At 64.9% G+C, this 16,613-nt stretch carries 14 protein-coding genes; 11 read left to right on the top strand and 3 right to left on the bottom strand.

Translation table 11 applies throughout. The annotated features are described in order from the left end of the window. Window positions 1–86: 86 nt before the first annotated feature. From HNP55_RS09100 to HNP55_RS09080, 5 genes are all read left to right on the top strand, one after another. On the top strand, window positions 87–995 hold the full coding sequence (locus tag HNP55_RS09100) for a 2OG-Fe(II) oxygenase (RefSeq protein ID WP_184298429.1): 909 nt from the start codon (window positions 87–89) through the stop codon (window positions 993–995). Between the two features lie 101 nt (window positions 996–1,096). After that, on the top strand, window positions 1,097–2,422 hold the full coding sequence (locus tag HNP55_RS09095) for an NAD(P)/FAD-dependent oxidoreductase (RefSeq protein ID WP_246448299.1): 1,326 nt from the start codon (window positions 1,097–1,099) through the stop codon (window positions 2,420–2,422). Between the two features lie 93 nt (window positions 2,423–2,515). Beyond that, the gene (locus tag HNP55_RS09090) at window positions 2,516–3,100 is read left to right on the top strand and encodes a PEP-CTERM sorting domain-containing protein (protein ID WP_184298427.1); all 585 of its coding nucleotides are present in this window, start codon (window positions 2,516–2,518) and stop codon (window positions 3,098–3,100) included. A 49-nt stretch (window positions 3,101–3,149) separates the two neighbouring features. After that, the gene (locus tag HNP55_RS09085; protein ID WP_184298425.1) at window positions 3,150–5,351 is read left to right on the top strand and encodes a phosphocholine-specific phospholipase C; all 2,202 of its coding nucleotides are present in this window, start codon (window positions 3,150–3,152) and stop codon (window positions 5,349–5,351) included. A gap of 42 nt (window positions 5,352–5,393) precedes the next feature. Continuing rightward, window positions 5,394–6,083 (top strand): PEP-CTERM sorting domain-containing protein, encoded by a 690-nt coding sequence (locus tag HNP55_RS09080; RefSeq protein ID WP_184298423.1) that lies wholly within the window; start codon window positions 5,394–5,396, stop codon window positions 6,081–6,083. Between the two features lie 20 nt (window positions 6,084–6,103). On the opposite strand, the gene HNP55_RS09075 is transcribed toward HNP55_RS09080, so the two are convergent. Beyond that, the gene (locus HNP55_RS09075) at window positions 6,104–6,550 is read right to left on the bottom strand and encodes a PEP-CTERM sorting domain-containing protein (RefSeq protein ID WP_184298421.1); all 447 of its coding nucleotides are present in this window, start codon (window positions 6,548–6,550) and stop codon (window positions 6,104–6,106) included. A gap of 384 nt (window positions 6,551–6,934) precedes the next feature. Between HNP55_RS09075 and HNP55_RS09070 the strand changes: the two genes are divergently transcribed. The 3 genes from HNP55_RS09070 to HNP55_RS09060 all read left to right on the top strand — a co-directional run bounded on the left by HNP55_RS09070 (window position 6,935) and on the right by HNP55_RS09060 (window position 10,392). Continuing rightward, complete coding sequence (locus tag HNP55_RS09070) at window positions 6,935–7,429, top strand: hypothetical protein (protein WP_184298419.1); 495 nt, start codon at window positions 6,935–6,937, stop codon at window positions 7,427–7,429. A gap of 62 nt (window positions 7,430–7,491) precedes the next feature. Beyond that, window positions 7,492–8,073 (top strand): RES domain-containing protein, encoded by a 582-nt coding sequence (locus tag HNP55_RS09065; protein ID WP_184298417.1) that lies wholly within the window; start codon window positions 7,492–7,494, stop codon window positions 8,071–8,073. Between the two features lie 507 nt (window positions 8,074–8,580). Continuing rightward, entirely contained in the window at window positions 8,581–10,392 is a 1,812-nt protein-coding gene (locus HNP55_RS09060) for a S8 family serine peptidase (protein ID WP_184298415.1), read from the top strand. Between the two features lie 41 nt (window positions 10,393–10,433). On the opposite strand, the gene HNP55_RS09055 is transcribed toward HNP55_RS09060, so the two are convergent. After that, a complete protein-coding gene (locus HNP55_RS09055) occupies window positions 10,434–11,033 on the bottom strand; it encodes a PEP-CTERM sorting domain-containing protein (protein ID WP_184298413.1) in 600 nt (199 codons plus the stop codon). A 257-nt stretch (window positions 11,034–11,290) separates the two neighbouring features. Here HNP55_RS09055 and ppk2 point away from each other — a divergent pair, with 257 nt between their 5' ends. Then, window positions 11,291–12,475: a polyphosphate kinase 2 gene (gene ppk2, locus HNP55_RS09050; RefSeq protein WP_184298411.1), complete on the top strand. Its 1,185-nt coding sequence runs from the start codon at window positions 11,291–11,293 to the stop codon at window positions 12,473–12,475. A 188-nt stretch (window positions 12,476–12,663) separates the two neighbouring features. Continuing rightward, window positions 12,664–15,168 carry an FG-GAP-like repeat-containing protein gene (locus HNP55_RS09045; RefSeq protein WP_184298409.1) on the top strand — a complete coding sequence of 835 codons (2,505 nt, stop codon included), beginning with the start codon at window positions 12,664–12,666 and terminating at the stop codon, window positions 15,166–15,168. A gap of 54 nt (window positions 15,169–15,222) precedes the next feature. Here HNP55_RS09045 and HNP55_RS09040 read toward each other — a convergent pair whose 3' ends face one another. Beyond that, entirely contained in the window at window positions 15,223–15,804 is a 582-nt protein-coding gene (locus HNP55_RS09040) for a CHRD domain-containing protein (RefSeq protein WP_184298407.1), read from the bottom strand. 150 nt (window positions 15,805–15,954) lie between these two features. On the opposite strand from HNP55_RS09040, the gene HNP55_RS09035 reads away from it, so the two are divergent. Further along, window positions 15,955–16,599, top strand: a complete 645-nt coding sequence (locus HNP55_RS09035) for a trimeric intracellular cation channel family protein (protein WP_184298405.1) — start codon at window positions 15,955–15,957, stop codon at window positions 16,597–16,599. Window positions 16,600–16,613 lie beyond the last annotated feature (14 nt).

Raw genomic sequence — 16,613 nt, 5'->3', positions numbered from 1 at the left:
GCTTGTTGCCTTTTGCCTGTCATCGCCGCCCAGCGTTTCTTCAGTAGAGTGGCTCTTGCAATTCCGCAAGCCGAGCCAGGAGTGCCATGTCATTGCAGCAATTGAAACCCGAGTGGCAAACCTGGGTGCACGAGAACGTGGCAAGAGGCTGCACGGCCGCCTCCTTGCAAGAGCTCCTGCTGCAGGGCGGCCATGCCGCCGCGGTGGCGGCGCAGGCGATTGCCGAGGCACAGGCGGCGCAGCGGCCGGGCCAGGCCCAGCCCTCGGCCCTGGCCCGGCTGGCCGCCAGGGCGCAGGAGCAGGCGCCGCTGCTGCCCGGCGCCGCGCAGAGCGCGGGCTTGCGGCCTTTTGTCGAGCTGCAGGCCAATAGCCTGCAGGCAGCCGACGGGCAGCGGGTGCATATCGCCGCCGTGCTGGACCATCCGCATATCGTGCTGTTTGAGCAGATGCTCAAGCCCGAGGAATGCGAGCAGCTGATTGCCCTGGCCGAGACCCGCCTGAGCCGCTCCACCGTGGTGGACGAGCAGCTGGGCGAGGCCCGCGCGCATGCGGCGCGCACCAGCGCCGGCGCCTGGTTCCAGCGCGGCGAGTCCGAGCTGCTGGCCCGCATCGAGGCTCGCCTGGCCGCCCTGCTGCACTGGCCGGTGGAGCGCGGTGAAGGCATGCAGGTCTTGCGTTATGGCGTGGGCGGCGAGTACCGCGCCCACTACGACTACTTCAACCCCAGCCTGCCCGGCAGTCAGCGCCATCTGCAAAGCGGCGGCCAGCGGGTGGGGACCTGCATCCTGTATCTGGACGAGGTGGAGGCCGGCGGCGGCACCCGCTTCCCCAGCCTGGGCTTCGAGGTGCGGCCCAGCCGCGGTGCCGCGCTGTACTTCGCCAGCGTGGACGGCCAGGGCGTGGAAGACCCGGCCTCCCTGCACGCGGGCATGCCGGTGATTGCCGGGGTCAAGTACATCGCCACCAAATGGCTGCGCCAGCGGCCCTATGTGTAGGCGAGCTGCTCCCGCCTGATGCCGGCAAGGCCTGAGCCCATTCGATCAATGCATAGGCCATGCCGCCGCCGGGGCAGGGCGGGGCCGGCACAATGCTTGGCATGCAAACAGAGCCAGCCCCTGCCGCCCTGCATCACGTCATCATCATTGGTTGCGGTTTTGCTGGATTGGAGGCGGCCCGTTCGCTCAAGCATCCGCGCGTCCGCATCACCCTGATCGACCGCAGCAACCACCACCTCTTCCAGCCCCTGCTCTACCAGGTGGCCACGGCCGGCCTGTCGGCCCCCTCGATCGCCGCGCCGATACGCCATATGCTGCGCCGCCAACGCAATGTGACCGTGCTGATGGCCGAGGTCAGCGGCATCGACAAGGCCGCGCGGCGGGTCCGCCTCAGCGATGGCCAGGCCCTGGACTACGACGCCCTGATTCTGGCCAGCGGGGCCACGCACAGTTATTTCGGGCGGGATGAATGGGCCCGGCATGCGCCCGGCCTCAAGACCCTGGCCGATGCCTTCAAACTCAGGGCGCGCATCTTGCTGGCTTTCGAGCAGGCCGAAAAAACACGGGCGCCCGAGGCGCGCGCGCCCTGGTTGAACTTCATCATCATCGGCGGCGGCCCCACCGGTGTGGAGATGGCCGGCACCCTGGCCGAGATCGCCCGCCACACCTTGCGCGACGAGTTCCGCCGCATCGACCCGGCCAGCGCCCAGGTGCTGCTGCTGGAGGGCTCGGAGCGGGTTCTGCAGGCCTTCAAGCCCGAACTCTCCGCCAAGGCCCGCCAGCAGCTGGAGGCCCTGGGCGTGCAGGTGCAATGCGGCTGCAAGGTGGTGGACATCGGCGCCGAGGGCGTGCGGGTGGAGCAGGACGGCCAAACCCGGCACATTCCGGCGCGCACCGTGGTGTGGGCCGCCGGCGTGGCGGCCTCGCCGCTGGGCCGCAGCCTGGGCCTGCCGCTGGACCGCGCGGGGCGGGTCATCGTCGAGGCCGAGCTCTCGGTGGCCGGCCATGCCGAGCTCTACGTCATCGGCGACCTGGCCGCGGCGCAAAGCCATGAGAGGGACGGCCGCCTGCTGCCCGTGCCCGGTGTCAGCCCGGCGGCCAAGCAGATGGGGCGGCTGGCCGCGGCCAATATCCTGGCCCGCCTGCAAGGCAGGTCCGCGCAGAAGTTTCGTTATATCGACTACGGCGCCCTGGCCACGATAGGCCGCAAGGCGGCGGTGGCCGATGTGGGGCGCTTCCAGTTCTCGGGTTATTTCGCCTGGTTGTTCTGGCTCTTCGTGCACGTCTATTTTTTGATCGGCTTCCGCAACCGCCTGGTGGTCTTGATGGACTGGGCCTGGGCTTATCTGAGTTTTCAGCGTTATGCCCGCGTGATTGCCGAGCCGGCGGGCGGGGCCGAGACCGAGGCCAAACCGGGGACGGATTAGCCGCTCAAGAGAAGAGTTAGCGACTTTTCCCTGTCATCAAGCCGCCAAATTTCCCCACTAAATTGCCTCGAATCCACACAGAAGGAGGGTTCGATGAGGAAATTTCTGGTTTTGACGCGTTCATTCGTCCTGGGCGGCGCCTTGCTCGCCAGCCTGCCGGCCGCGCTGGCGACGGTCTTGAACTTCGATGATTTGGCCGATGGCCAAGTGCCCCTGAATTACGGCGGCCTGGACTGGTCGGCGGCGGGCTGGACGGCTTTCTCCACCCCGGCCGAGCCCTATAGCGCCCACTCCGGTGCCGGCCGCGTGGCCACCGGTTTCATGGCGGCCGATGCCGCCAGCGTGATCTCTTTCGGCCCGCGCGGGGCCTTCTTTGACGGCGCTTACTTTGCCGGTTTGGGCGGCGCGCTCTTGAGCTTTGATCTGTACTACCAGGGCAAGCAGGTGCATCGCTCGGCCAGCCTGGACCCCAGCCGCACGCCCAGCTTCCTGGCCAGCGGCTACCAAGGCCTGGTGGACACCGTGGTGGTCAAGAGCGCCAACCACGGCGAGTTCGTCATGGACGACTTTGCCTTCACCCAGGCCGTGCCCGAGCCGCAGAGCTATGCCCTGATGTTTGCCGGCCTGCTGGCCGTGGGCGCCATCGCCCGCCGCCGCAAGCCGGCGCAACAGGCCTGAGATCGCAAACAGCGCCGCCGCCTCTTCCACTCCGACCACGCATCCCATCATGAGCCAACAAGATCGTCGCAGCTTTCTGCGCAATATCGCCGCCGGCACCGGTGCCTCCCTGGCCCTGGCCAGCTTCCCGCCCGCCATTCAGCGAGCCCTGGCCATCGCCGCCAATAATCGCACGGGCAGCATTCAGGACGTCGAGCACATCGTCATCCTGACCCAGGAGAACCGCTCCTTCGACCATTACTTCGGCAGCCTCAACGGCGTGCGCGGTTTTGCCGACCCCTTCCCCGTGCCGGTGGCCGACAAAACCGGCATCAGCGGCAAAAGCGTCTGGGTGCAGCCCAATGCGGCCACGGCCGCCCCGGGCCGCCCGCCCGTCAACCCGCTGGCGCTGGCACCCTTCCACCTGAACACGGCGCAGAACTTCGCCTTTATGCGCGTCTCGGGCACGCCGCACTCCTGGCCGGACGCCCAGGCCGCCTGGGACAGCGGCCGCATGAATGCCTGGCCCAAGGCCAAGCAAAACCATTCCATGGGCTATTTCAAGGAGGCCGAGCTGCCCTTCCAGTTCGCCATGGCCAATGCCTTCACGCTGTGCGATGCCTACCACTGCGGCTCGCAGACCGGCACCAATACCAACCGCCTCTTCCTCTGGAGCGGCAGCAATGACCCGCTGCGCCTGGGCAACGGCCCCTCGACCGACAATAGCCACGAGTGGTTCAACCCCAATCCGCTGGACGACTACACCTGGACGAGCTACCCCGAGCGCCTGCAGGCCGCCGGCATCAGCTGGCAGGTGTATCAAAACCTGAACGACAACTTCACCGACAACGCGCTGTTCGGCTTCCGGCCCTTCCGCGACGCCTACTACCAGCGCCCCGGCTACTCGGCCGAGCTGGCGGCGCGCGGCATCAACACCCGCGATCTGGACAAGCTCAAGCAGGATGTGCAGGCGGGCAAGCTGCCGCAAGTCAGCTGGATCGTCGCCACGGCCGAGGGCTCCGAGCACCCCGGCCCCTCCAGCCCCGCCCAGGGCGCGGACTACACGGCCAAGGTGCTGGACGCGCTGACCTCCAATCCCGAGGTCTGGAGCAAGACGGTGCTGTTCGTCAACTTCGACGAGAACGACGGCTTCTTCGACCATATGCCGCCGCCCTCGGCCCCGTCCTATCTGACTTGGGACGCCGACCCCGCCAAGGCCCAGCTGGCCGGCGCTTCCACGGTGGACACCACGGGCGAGTACCAGCACATCCTCAACGGCGCCGTGGCAACCCATCTGCACAAGCCCTACGGCCCCGGCCCGCGCGTGCCCATGTATGTGATCTCGCCCTGGAGCAAGGGCGGCTGGGTCAATTCCGAGGTGGCCGACCACACCTCGGTGATCCGCTTCATCGAGGCCCGCTTCGGTGTGATGGAGCCGAATATCACGGCCCATCGCCGCGCCGTCTGCGGCGACCTGACTTCGGCCTTCAACTTCAAGGACCCGGAGGACAGCGCCTTCTTCGCCAACCTGCCCAATACCGTGGCCCTGGCGACCCGCGCCCGCGCCCTGCCGGGCACGAGCACGCCGCCGACGCCGGCCGCCCTCAGCGCCCCGGTGCAGGCCGCCGGCGTGCGCCCGGCCCGCGCCCTGCCTTACGAGCTGCACGCCACGGCCAAGGTGCTGGTCAATCCGGGCCGGGTGGGCTCCACCCGCGTCGAGCTGCAATTCGCCAATAGCGGCGAGGCGGCCGCGGTCTTCCATGTTTACGACCGTCTCAATCTGACGGCCATCCCGCGCCGCTACACGGTGGAAGCCGGCAAGCAGCTGAGCGACAGCTGGGCGCCCACGGCCGCCGGTGCCTACGATCTGTGGGTGCTGGGCCCGAATGGCTTCCACCGCCATTTCACCGGCAACTCGCGCCGCGTGGCCGCCGCCGCTCAGCCTAACCCCGAGGTGAGGGTGAGGCTGGACGCCGTCAACGGCGAGCTGATCGTGGAGCTGAGCAATAGCGGCAGCTTTGCCTGCAGCTTCAGCCTGGTGGCGAACAAATACTTCGACGGCACGCCGCGCCAGCAGCAGCTGGGCCCGCGCGCCAGCGCCAGCATCCGCCTGCCCTTGCAGGACAGCGCCAACTGGTACGACTTCAGCGTCCGTGTGCAAGGCCAGCCCGAGTACAGCCGCCGCTTCGCCGGCCATCTGGAAAACGGCCAGCCCTCCATCAGCGACCCGGCCATGGCCGGCCCCGCGCTGCTGGATCAGTACCGCGTTTGAACCCGCTCTTCGCCCATCTTTTTATCGCCAAGGAATTGCCCCATGCAAAAGTCTTTCATCGCCCTCGCCTCCCTGCTGCTGTGCAGCCTGGGCGCACAAGCCGCCGCCTCGCTGGGCAGCAATCTGATTGCCAACGGCAATGCCGAAACCGGCAGCGCCAGCGGCTGGACCGCCTTCGAGGGCACGGACCTGTTCCAGGCCGTCAAATACGGCAATAACTGGGTCAAGCCCAATGAGCCGGGCCCGGTCAACCGCGGCAGCTATCTGTTTGCCGGCCAGTCCAGCCCCTTCTCGGCCGGCTTCCAGATGCTGGACCTGAGCAATCTGGCGACCCAGATCGGCACCGGCAAGCTGGCCTTTGATCTGAGCGGCTATCTGGGTGGCTGGACCAATCAGGGCGATAACGCCCAGCTCTACCTCTCCTTCATGGACGCCGCCAAGACCGAGCTTGGCTCCGCCACCCTGGGCCCGGTCACCCCGGCCGATCGCGGCAACCGGACCGGCCTGCTATTCCGTGAGGTGAGCGGTTATGTGCCCAGCGGCACGACCCAGATCCAGCTCTCGCTCAGCATGGAGCGCCTGAACTCCAGCGACAACGACGGTTATGCCGACAATCTCTCCCTGGTCCTGCACGCCGCCGCCGTGCCCGAGCCGCAGACCTATGCCTTGATGGCCCTGGGCCTGGGCGCGCTGGGCCTGCTGGCGCGCCGCCGTAAGCCGCAGCAGGGCTGAGCAAGCCCGGCGCTGTGGGATCAGCCTTGCAGGCCGCGGCGGCGCACCACCAGGGTCACCACGCCCATGCCGGCCAGCAGCAAAGCGTAGCTGCTGGGCTCGGGAATGGGCGCCGGGGGCGCGCTGCCCTTGTCCCGGTCCTTGAGGTCGCCGCCCAAGGACTGGCCGGTCAAGCTGAAGTGGCGCAAGCCATGGCTCAAATCGCTGGCCCTGAAGTACCAACTGTCAAAGCCGGCCGAGGACTGGGCCGAGCCGAGGTTCAGCGCGGTGCTGAGGGCCTGGCCGTTGAAAGCGGCGCTCAGGCCGCCCGGCTCGAAGCTGAACGCGTGCTTGCTCTTGGGCTCCGCAAAAGAGCCCAGGCCGCCTGGGCTGTTCCAGCGCAGGGAAGGCGCGATGGCCGCCATGACGCTGGAGGCCATCAGACCGCTCATGACAAGCGCTAGCAGAGTCTTGGTCTGCTTGATCATCACTCACTCCCTCTTATTGGATTTTGTATTCGATACTGCCGAGTGGCCTAACAGCTAGGCCCAGCTGATTGGCGGGCAACTCTGAAGCTCCGCGGGGGCGAAGTCAAGGTTTACCCGAGGTACCCCCCTAAGACAAGGGCCGGCATTTTCCATGCTGCGAAAAATTCTGCTTGTGCAGATCGGCGCGCAGGATCTTGTTGGTGCCGCGGGGGATTCAGCGGCCGCGGCTGGCGACCGCCCTGGCACTGGCGAAGCGCTGGCAAAACCCGGCTTGGGCTGGCATAATCCAACTTTACGAACCTTCCGAACTTTTCAGGGTCCAAGTGCTGTGCAAGACTTGCCCGAAGTCAGGAAGAGGATCAGGAAGAAAGGCAGCCGCTCCCCATGAAAAGCCCCGTCCAGAGTTCAGCCCCTAGCCCGGTGGCGCGTGGCAGCGCTGCGGCCTCATCAGCGCGCAGCCCGCGCGCGCCGCAGCGGCCTTCGCCCTATCTGTCCGGCGCGCAGACCAAGGCCTTGTTTGCCAACAGCCTGGCCGCCCGCATGGAGCGCCTGAGCGCCGAGGATATGGTCTCGACCGATGAGGCGGCGGCCCTGGCCGGCACCAGCCGCGTCACCATCAATGCCTGGATCGCCAAGGGCCGCGCCATCGGCCTGACGCAGACCCGCCGAGGCTTTCGCCTGCCGCGCTGGCAGTTCGAGCCGCAATGCTGGGCCGCCTTGCCGGCCTTGTCCCAAGCCCTGGGCACGGTGGAAGGTTGGGCCTTGCTGGCTTTTCTGGAGACGCCGCTGGGCGGCTTGAGCGGCAAGACGCCGCGCCAGGCCATCGAGCAAGGCCAGCTGGAACGGGTGCTGGCCTTGGCCGGCGTCGAGGCAAGCTGAGAGACTGCGAGCTTTTCCATCATGCCCGCTCGGCACCCCAAAACACTCATAGCCTCTGAGCCGTGAAATTAGCCAGTCTCCAGTACGCGCCGCAGTCGGACCTGAGCGCCGGCCAAGCCCTGTTCCGCATCCAGCTGGCCCGCGCCCGCCCGGGCACGGTGCGCATCGGCGCCCTGCGCCTGGCGCCCAGCCATTTGCTTTCGGGTCGTTTTGATCTGCCCGGCGTGCCGGTCGGCTACTTCGCCGAAAGCCCCGAGGCCGCGGTGTTCGAATCCCTGTGCCGCCGCGAGGCCTTGGCCGTCTCCTTCACCCAGCTGGAGAAGCGTTCGCTGCTGTGCTTGCAGACTCTCTCGGGCATGGGCTTGCTCGACCTGCGCCCGCACGCTTCCAGCTGGCCGGTGCTGCAGTCCTTGCGTTTCAAGCACACCCAGGCGCTGGCGCTGGATGCCTATCGCCATGGCTTTGAAGGCATCGTCTACCGCTCCGCGCAGCAATTCGGCGCCGACTGCTATGCCTTGTTCGGCACGGCCCTGAGCCGGCTCAAGCCCGCTTGGGCGGAGCGTTTGGTGGAGGCCGGCACGGGCCATCTGCACGGCGTGGTGGCGGGGGCCTTGCTGGGGGCGCAGCTGGATTTGCTGCCTTGAGGGTGGCCTGTTTTCATAACTTGGCACGCTTCCTGCGTAGCCCGGTTAACTTCAGTTGTCTCCTCCACCGCCCCTGGGTGGATTTCAAGCCCCTGGCCAAAAGCCAGGGGCTTTTTTTGCGAGGCATCTGACGCTGGCTTGAGTTTGGTGCGAACCCGCTTGATCGGGCACCAAACTGAATCGTCAGTAGGTCATAAGCCGCTGTTTTTCCAGGCGCCAGTGCGGGGGGAAATCGGTGCTATTGGGTGAATGCCGGCGCTCGGTTTTGGGTCCAATCGGATGAACTGGCCGCTCGGGTCCATACATCGAAGGCAGCGGCTGCGGTGTGCCAACTTCTGCGCATCACGCACTTGCTGGCTGAGCGCCAACAAGTGCGCGTAAACGTCCGCCGACACGATTGCTGCGAATGTCGGCGCTTTCTAGACTGCCTTCGGTGTGACTCTGCGCAAAAAATTTTCCTGGGCGGAACCCTGCCCATCTCCTCTCATCTCAACAGGACCAATCGCTATGTCAGTAACTCATGGGCTGGCGTTCGGCGCCCTCATTGCCGCACTTTCCGCTTGCAGCATTGCCCCTCATCAGGCCTCCGACGAAGTTGCCCGGGCGCTCGAGGATTTGCAGAGAAATCCTTCAAGCGCGGGCCCCGGCGGCGCACCGACCGTGGTGAAGGGGCGAATCATTGTGGAAGCCCGGGCCGGCCTTTCGCGTGGAAATTTGGCCAGTATTCTTGACGCGCATGGTGGCAAGGCCCGGCAAATCGGCAAAAGCAATCTCTATATCGTTGATTTGCCGGCCAGCGCGTCTGAAACGGCGATTGCCGCCGTGCTGGCCAAGAACCCTCATCTAAAGGCTGCCGAACCCGATCAGCGCATCGCGCCTCAATTCGTCAGCAACGATCCCTATCTGGGCAGTGAATGGCATCTTGCCAAGATCAATGCGGCCAGCGCCTGGGATCGAAGCCAGGGCGCTGGGGTGACGATCGCCGTGTTGGACAGCGGGGTTGACCCCAGTCATCCAGACCTGGCTCCGCGACTGGTGCCGGGCTGGAATTTCTACGACAACAATTCCAATACCGCCGATGTTTTTGGTCACGGGACAAAGGTGGCCGGGGTTGCCGCGGCGATTGGCAACAACGGGATTGGCGTGGCGGGCGTGGCGGGCCAGGCCAATGTCATGCCGATCCGGGTGACCGATCTGCAGGGCTATGCCTACGCCAGCATGATTGCCCAGGGCCTGACCTGGGCCGCCGATCACGGTGTGCGTGTGGCCAATGTTAGCTTCGAGGTGGCGGGCATTGCCTCGGTCATCAGTGCCGCCAACTATCTGCGCAGCAAGGGCGGCTTGGTTGCCAATTCGGCCGGCAATAGTGGCCTGAATTCGAGCACCCCGGCGACCACGTCCATGGTCGTGGTGTCGGCAACCGATAGCAATGATGTGCGAGCCAGCTGGTCCAACTATGGCCCCAGCATCACGGTGGCCGCTCCCGGGGTGTTGATCTGGACCAGCACCAGTGGGGGGGGCTACAGCGCGGTCTCGGGGACATCGTTTGCTGCGCCGGTGACGGCGGGTGTTCTTGGTTTGATGATGGCGGCCAATTCGACGCTGCCCAATACGCAGGTGGAGAGCCTGCTGTTCTCTACCGCCGCTGATTTGGGCGCGAGCGGGCGCGACATCGAGTTTGGCTATGGACGTGTCAATGCGGACGCGGCGGTCCGGGCCGCCGCCGCAGCGATTTCAACAGCGGACCTGCAAGCCCCAACCCTGAGCATTGGGGCGCCACTCGCCAACAGCACGGTCAGCGGATGGGTGCAGGTGGATATTGGCGCGACCGACAATGTCGGTGTGAGCAAGGTCGAGTTGCGAGCCAACGGTGTGCTCGTGGGTACCGACACCGCCGCACCTTTTAGCTTTAGCTGGGACTCGACAGCGGTGCCCAATGGCCTCAACAAGCTGGTTGGAACTGCCTACGACGGGGCCGGGAATAGCGCCAACTCTTCGGAGCTAATCGTCAACGTCAGCAACTCAAGCAAGAGCGTGCCCGATACCAGCCCCCCTGTGATCGGCATCAGCAATCCCAAGAATGGCAGCGTGGTGAGCGGCACCTTGTCGGTACAGGTGAGCGCCACGGATGACAGCGGCAGCGCCGGAATCAGCCAGACCTTGTTGATTGACGGGGTCAAGGTTGCCAGCGCAAGCGGAGGCAGCCTGAGCTATAGCTGGAATACCCGGAAGCTGGCGGCCGGGGCGCACACCATCCAGGCCATTGCTCGCGATGCAGCGGGCAACTCATCCACGGCGACGATTTCGGTCAGCAAGTAGACCTCAGCCAGAAAGCCGCTTCGATAGCGGCTTTTTTTTGCTCACTTCTTGCGCTTCAGCGCGGCCGCCAGCAAGGCCAAGCCCACCAGGCCCAGAGTCTTGGGCTCGGGGATCTCGGAGGGCGGAATGCCGACGTTGTCGCCTTGCTTGAACAGATAAATATTGGACAAGGCATTGAGCTTGACCAGATTCAGGTCCGTGCCAGTCAAGGCCCAAGTGCCGGAGATATTGGCACGGGCGAGCTCAACAATGAACGAATCTGGATTGCTCGCGCTGGTGTCACCCGCGTTGCCGAAGTGAAAACCCAGGTAGAGGTGCTCGTAGCTTGACCACAGGGATCCGTCCAGACTGAAGCTCCCTGACAGGCCATCGCTGGCTTGGGAATAGGTCAACAAGGAGTTGTTGCCGTTCTTGCTGATCAGGTCCAGACCGCTTGGAAAGGAAAGATCCAGATTGCCGTTGGTGGCGTAGCAGTAACCGCCCACCAAACCCGGATCGACGGTCACGATGCGGATCCCCAAACTGGTGTTGCCACAGCTGACGGGACTTGCCAGAGCGGGCTGTACGGCAAACATGCTGAGGGTGATTGCCGCCGGTATTGCCAGGATCTTGGTAAAGCGACGAAGGCGAAGTGTGCTCATGTCAACTCTCCTCGGGCATCGGCAGATTCAATGCCCTAAGTCAAGATGAGCAATTTGCGAGCCACTGGAAAAATCTCCTTGCGATTCAAGTCATTAAGAAAAGACGAGTCGAGGTAGTTCATCCAAATGTAAAGAAAGCCGACGTTGTTCCGAGGCTGTTTTCGGCAGCAGGTCTTGAGCTGCATCAAGGATGCTTTGCGACGGCAGTGTCAACGTGACAGCTTCATGACCGATCAACCCTCAACGCTGAAAACACCATGAGCACAAACAGCCCTCGTCCTGTACGAGCCGCCCGCGCCAAGCCGGCCAAGAGCCCCGTCAAAGGTGTGGGCAAGAAGTCTTCGGCGCCTAATGGCATGGCCCCGGCGGGCGTCGCCAAACCCAGGCGCAGCCGCAGCGGGGACACGGCGGGTTCGCTGGACCAGGAGCGCATCGCCCGCCGGGTGGTGAAGGACGCGGTGGACAAGGCCCAGGCGCGCGAGCTGGTGGCGCTGCAGGATGTGCTGGCCGGCGGTGGTGCCGACGCGGTGGCGCAGTCGCTGCGGGCCATGGTCAAAGGCGCCTCGCCCGATGACGCCCAGGCCTTGCTGGCCGAGCTGCACAGCGGGCCGGTAAGCGCGGGCCTGATCAATCCGGACGAAGAGCTGTCGGCGCACTGGCGCAGCGGCGCTTATCCCTACAAGAACCTGATGTCTCGCAAGGCCTATGAGAAGCAGAAGTACCGCTTGCAGGTGGAGTTGCTGAAGCTGCAGGCCTGGGTCAAGGCCACCGGGGCCAAGGTGGTGATTCTGTTCGAGGGCCGCGACGCGGCGGGCAAGGGCGGCACCATCAAACGCTTTATGGAGCATCTGAACCCACGCGGCGCGCGCGTCGTGGCGCTGGAAAAACCCAGCGATGTGGAGCGCGGCCAGTGGTACTTCCAGCGCTATGTGCAGCATCTGCCGACGGCGGGCGAGATCGTCATGTTCGACCGCAGCTGGTACAACCGCGCCGGCGTCGAGCGGGTGATGGGTTTCTGCAGCAATGACGAGTACAACGAGTTCATGCGGCAGGCGCCCGAGTTCGAGCGCAATCTGACCCGCTCGGGCATGCATGTGATCAAGTTCTGGTTCTCGGTCAGCCGCGAGGAGCAGCGCCGCCGTTTCAAGGAACGCGAGGCCCATCCGCTCAAGCAGTGGAAGCTGTCACCCATAGACAAGGCCTCGCTGGACAAATGGGAGAGCTATACCAAGGCCAAGGAGGCCATGTTCTATCACACGGACATCGCCGAGGCGCCCTGGACCGTGGTCAAGTCCGATTGCAAAAAGCGCGCACGTCTGAACGCCATGCGCCATGTGCTGCACCAGCTGCCCTATGCCAACAAGGCCCTGGACAAGATCGGCCAGCTGGACCCGTTGCTGGTGGGCCGGGCTAACGTCGTCTACGAGCGGGGCGAGAACTGAGGCTGCGCACGAGGCCCCAAGCACGATACAAGTGCTTGGGTTGAGGCCCTGTCCAGCAAGCCCCAGAAAGAGGGATGTACGGCCGAACAAGCATAGGGTGTACTGCGGCGGCCTTGTCGGCTGGAGGAGATCGAATGCAGCAAGTTCTTGAGACCCGTCGGGGTCTGGCCGCGAGCCTGGCCCTGAGTGTGCTGGTCAGTCTGGTGGCGTGTGGCGGCGGAGGTGGAGGGGGCGGAGGCGGTAGCACGCCTGAGCCGGCCCTGCCTGCCAATCCCGATCTTTCGGCCCGCAACTACCTGCCCACGACGCCCGGCGCGCGCTGGATTTACCAGGCCTCGGACAGCACGGCGCTGGTCATCAACCGGATCACCGGCAGCCGCAGCGTGGCGGGCGGTACGGGCGCGATCATGCAATCCACCGACCCCAAGGAGGGTGAGACGGTCTTGCTGGAAGACAAGGACGGCGTGCGCCAGTTCCCTGGCAATAATGCCGACCCCTTGTCCCTGGCGGGTGGCCCGATACAGCTCTTACGCTACCCCTTGCGGGTGGGCGATAGCTTCCTGACGCTGGACAAAAACATCGGTGCGGTGATCGACTTTGACGGCGATGGGGTGTTGGACGCCATCAGCATCCGGGCCGAAACCCAGGTCATAGGCCTGGAAAGCATCGACACCCCGGCCGGCCGTTTGGCGGATTGCCTGCACACCCGAACCTCGGGCACGGTGACGGTGCAATCCAGCATTCTGAAACGGGCCATCGTCGTCAACTCGGTGACCGATGACTGGCGGGCTCCTGGCGTGGGCCAGGTGCGCAGCGAGACCACCGTGAGCAGCGAGGGCGTCACTCAAAAAAGCAATCAAACAGTCACGGCTTACGGTGTGGGCAGCTTGCGCAGCGAGTACATGGCGCCTAGCGCAACAGCGCCAGGCTTGGGCACAGGCCAGCCCTTGGGGCCGGGAGCATCGGTCGACATTGCGTTCAGTGAAGCGATGGACAGCAGCACTTTGGCGACGGCGCTGACGGTGCTGGATGCCAAGGGCCAAGCGGTGGCAGGCAGCATCACGGTGGGCGAGCGCAGCATCAAGTTCCTGCCCAGCAGTCCCTGGCAGAGCGGAACTTACGTCGCCAAGCTGGGTACACAGGCGCAGGACGTGGTGGGCAATGCGCTGGCAGCGGCGCAGCAATGGAGCTTCTCGGTGGATGCGACGGCGCCGACGCTGCTGGCCTCCTCACCCATCGAGGGGGCCGTGGACGTGCCTCTGGCAAGCGCCATTGCCTTGACCTTCAGCGAGCCGGTGGATCCAGCGTCGGCCAATACGGACAATATCCGCGTCTATGCGACAAGTGCCCATCAGGCGCTGTCTGATCTGACCGTTAGCGGTGCGCAGATCACGCTGCGGCTGGCCAAGCCTTTGCCGCGTGGCAGCAAGGTTTCGGTGGAGTTCTCTCAACTCAAAGACCTGGCAGGCAATGCGCTTGCATATCAGCGCCTGAGCTTCACGGCCGATCCGGGACGATTTGGCCCGGCGCTGCGCCTGACGCCTTCAGCGGCCATGACGAAAGTGGGAGAGTATGTTGCTGCCGGCGATTTGAATGGTGACGGCCGGATCGATGTCGTCGCCAGTACCCGCAATTTCGACACGGCTTGGCGTTACGGTGTGGAAGTGTTCTATCAGCAAGTCGATGGCAGCTTGGCAAAAGGTGTCCCCATTCATTTGAACGGCAATTGCGAGATTGCGGGCTTGGCGATTGGCGATGTCAGCGCAGACGGACGCCCAGATCTGGTCGTGAATCGAGGGAACTGCGGGCTTGCCATCCTTACCCAATCTGCGCTCGGCACACTCCAGATGGACAGCACGATCGAGAATCCTGCATTGGCTGGCGCGGCTGTGAAGCTGGCCGATATGAATGGCGATGGTCGCTTGGACATTGTCAGCGTAGGCGGGGCCGACAACCTGCTGCTGGTTTGGTTGAACAACGCGGGTACTTGGGTGCTCAATGATTCTGTCAGTGTGCCCGTCAGATATACGGGAGGCCTGGATCTGGTCGTCGGTGATTTGAATGGCGATAGCCGAGCGGATGTCGCGGTATTTGGCGCCAGCTTGGAGAGTTTCGTTGCGGCTGTGCTGTTCTACCAAGGGGCGGATGCTCATCTCGCGGCGCCGGTCTTGCTGAGGCCGGGCGGCCTGAATGAAACGGCGCAAAGCCTTGCCATCGGTGACATCAATGGCGACGGCCGCGCTGATCTGGTTTTGTACTTCCGCGCCAGTGGTCTGGCCTTCATGCACCAAGGCAGCAACGGCTTGTTGGGCGAGGCTCAGCCTATGGGCGATGGCAGCCAGCCGTTGCTGCTGGCGGATATCAATGGTGACGGGCGCCTGGACATGGTCATGGGCGGCTTGTTTACCGATGCCATCACGACGCGTTTGCAAGCGAGCGACGGTAGCTTTACGGCTGCAGCCAGCTACCCGGCAAAATTCAAGGGGTTCAGTGCCTATTCAGGAGTACTGGCTGTGGGCGATGTCAATGGCGACGGCCGGCCCGATGTGATCTTTGCCGACGAGGTGTTCCTGCAAAGACCCGTCCCGCTGATGGCCGAAGCCGTCAAACCCGGCCCCGGCATCGCTGCGACCTTGACGCAAGGGATTCGAGCCATTGTGCGGGCGGCCGTCGCTGCGCAGACGAAGCGTTAGGCGTCTGCACGGCGACTCCGTCGCGCGGCTTTTGTCCCGCGCAACGGCCTTCGCTCAAGCCCGCCGCAGCCGCCAGGCCAGCAGCGCCAGGCCCAGACCCATCAGCCCGTAGCTAGAGGGCTCGGGCACGGCCTGCAGAAAGCCGCGGATCTCGCCGCCGGGGAAGGTGTTGCTGTGCAGGTTCAGATAAGCCTTGCCGTTCTGCGCGCCGGCCAGCAAGGCATTCATGGCGTTGGCAACACCGCCTTGTGCCGTCACAAAGGCGGCGTTGTAGCTGCTGGCCTGGGTGAGATCAAAAGTATGGTCATAGCTGCCCGCGCTGACGCCGGTGGGGAAGCCGGGGAAGCTGGGCGTGGTGGTGGCCACGCCCGCATTGCCGGCGTTGGCGGCGGCCGTGCAGCAGTGGATGTGGGCGGCCGTGGTCGTGCCCGTCAGGCCGCTGAAGCTGGTTTGCAGGCGCAGCGTGGCCAGATCCATGTCGAAGGTGACGGTGGCCACGCCGCTGCCGGGCGAGGCATTGGGCGGGCTTTCCGCCAGGCCCGACAGGATCACGTCGAACACATAGGTATGGGCCCAGGCGGGCGCACTCAGGCTCAGGCCCAGCAGGGTGGTTGCCAGCATTGGCTTCAGTTTCATGGCAAGTTTCTCCGCAAACGCAGCGGGGACGATGGGGCCGGGCGGTGGCCGCTGCCCCACCGACCGGACGGCTGACCATAGCCCTGGTCTTGAGCTGTGATAACCCCTAAGCCGGAGACAATGCCGGCCTCTGCCCCCGCCCCAAAGAAGATGAATCACGCCGCCATCGACCACTACAGCCAGCTCCTGCGCATGGGCATCGAGTTCTCCGCGACCCTGGCTTTTGCCGCCTCTGGCATGCTGGCCGGGGCGCGCAAGAAGCTGGACCCGGTGGGGGTGTGCGTGGTGGCCTTCCTGGCCGCGTTTGGCGGCGGCACCTTGCGCGACCTGCTGCTGGACCGCCGGCCCTTTTACTGGGTGGGCAATGTCCATGTGGTCTGGCTGATCTTTGCTCTCGCCTTTGGCGCCGTGCTCTTCATGCGCAAGCGCCATTACGAGCCCACCCGCCGCCTGATCCAGTTGCCCGATGCTCTGGGCCTGGGCCTGTTTGCCACCGTGGGCGTGGACGCCGCCCAGGCCGCCGGCATGCCGGCCCTGATCTGCGTGCTGATGGGGGTGATCACCGGCGTGTTCGGCGGCGTGCTGCGCGACATCGTCTGCAACGAGATTCCGCAGGCCTTCAGCGACCACCAGCCCTATGCCTTGCTGGCCTTTCTGGGCGGCTGGCTCTACCTGCTGCTGGAGCGGCTGCACGCGCCCGACTGGCTCAGTCTGTTTGCCTGCATCTGCTTCATCGCCGGCGGCCGCTTTGTGGCCATCTGGCGCGACTGGCGGCTGCCCGGCTGGCGGACTTGAGTGAACTTCAGAAT

It is taken from the genome of Roseateles oligotrophus, from assembly GCF_014204525.1.
Classification (GTDB): Bacteria; Pseudomonadota; Gammaproteobacteria; order Burkholderiales; family Burkholderiaceae_C; genus Paucibacter_A; species Paucibacter_A oligotrophus_A.
The sequence above is the reverse complement of the archived record's forward strand: the minus strand, read 5'-3'. Positions and strand labels throughout refer to the sequence as shown.

Excerpts from the sequence above, each read along its gene's own strand:
- ppk2 (WP_184298411.1), top strand. The coding sequence starts at position 11,291 with ATGAGCACAAACAGCCCTCGTCCTGTACGAGCCGCCCGCGCCAAGCCG.
- HNP55_RS09095 (WP_246448299.1), top strand. The coding sequence starts at position 1,097 with ATGCAAACAGAGCCAGCCCCTGCCGCCCTGCATCACGTCATCATCATT.
- HNP55_RS09040 (WP_184298407.1), bottom strand. The coding sequence starts at position 15,804 with ATGAAACTGAAGCCAATGCTGGCAACCACCCTGCTGGGCCTGAGCCTG.
- HNP55_RS09075 (WP_184298421.1), bottom strand. The coding sequence starts at position 6,550 with ATGATCAAGCAGACCAAGACTCTGCTAGCGCTTGTCATGAGCGGTCTG.
- HNP55_RS09090 (WP_184298427.1), top strand. The coding sequence starts at position 2,516 with ATGAGGAAATTTCTGGTTTTGACGCGTTCATTCGTCCTGGGCGGCGCC.
- HNP55_RS09055 (WP_184298413.1), bottom strand. The coding sequence starts at position 11,033 with ATGAGCACACTTCGCCTTCGTCGCTTTACCAAGATCCTGGCAATACCG.
- HNP55_RS09100 (WP_184298429.1), top strand. The coding sequence starts at position 87 with ATGTCATTGCAGCAATTGAAACCCGAGTGGCAAACCTGGGTGCACGAG.
- HNP55_RS09035 (WP_184298405.1), top strand. The coding sequence starts at position 15,955 with ATGAATCACGCCGCCATCGACCACTACAGCCAGCTCCTGCGCATGGGC.
- HNP55_RS09060 (WP_184298415.1), top strand. The coding sequence starts at position 8,581 with ATGTCAGTAACTCATGGGCTGGCGTTCGGCGCCCTCATTGCCGCACTT.
- HNP55_RS09070 (WP_184298419.1), top strand. The coding sequence starts at position 6,935 with ATGAAAAGCCCCGTCCAGAGTTCAGCCCCTAGCCCGGTGGCGCGTGGC.
- HNP55_RS09085 (WP_184298425.1), top strand. The coding sequence starts at position 3,150 with ATGAGCCAACAAGATCGTCGCAGCTTTCTGCGCAATATCGCCGCCGGC.
- HNP55_RS09080 (WP_184298423.1), top strand. The coding sequence starts at position 5,394 with ATGCAAAAGTCTTTCATCGCCCTCGCCTCCCTGCTGCTGTGCAGCCTG.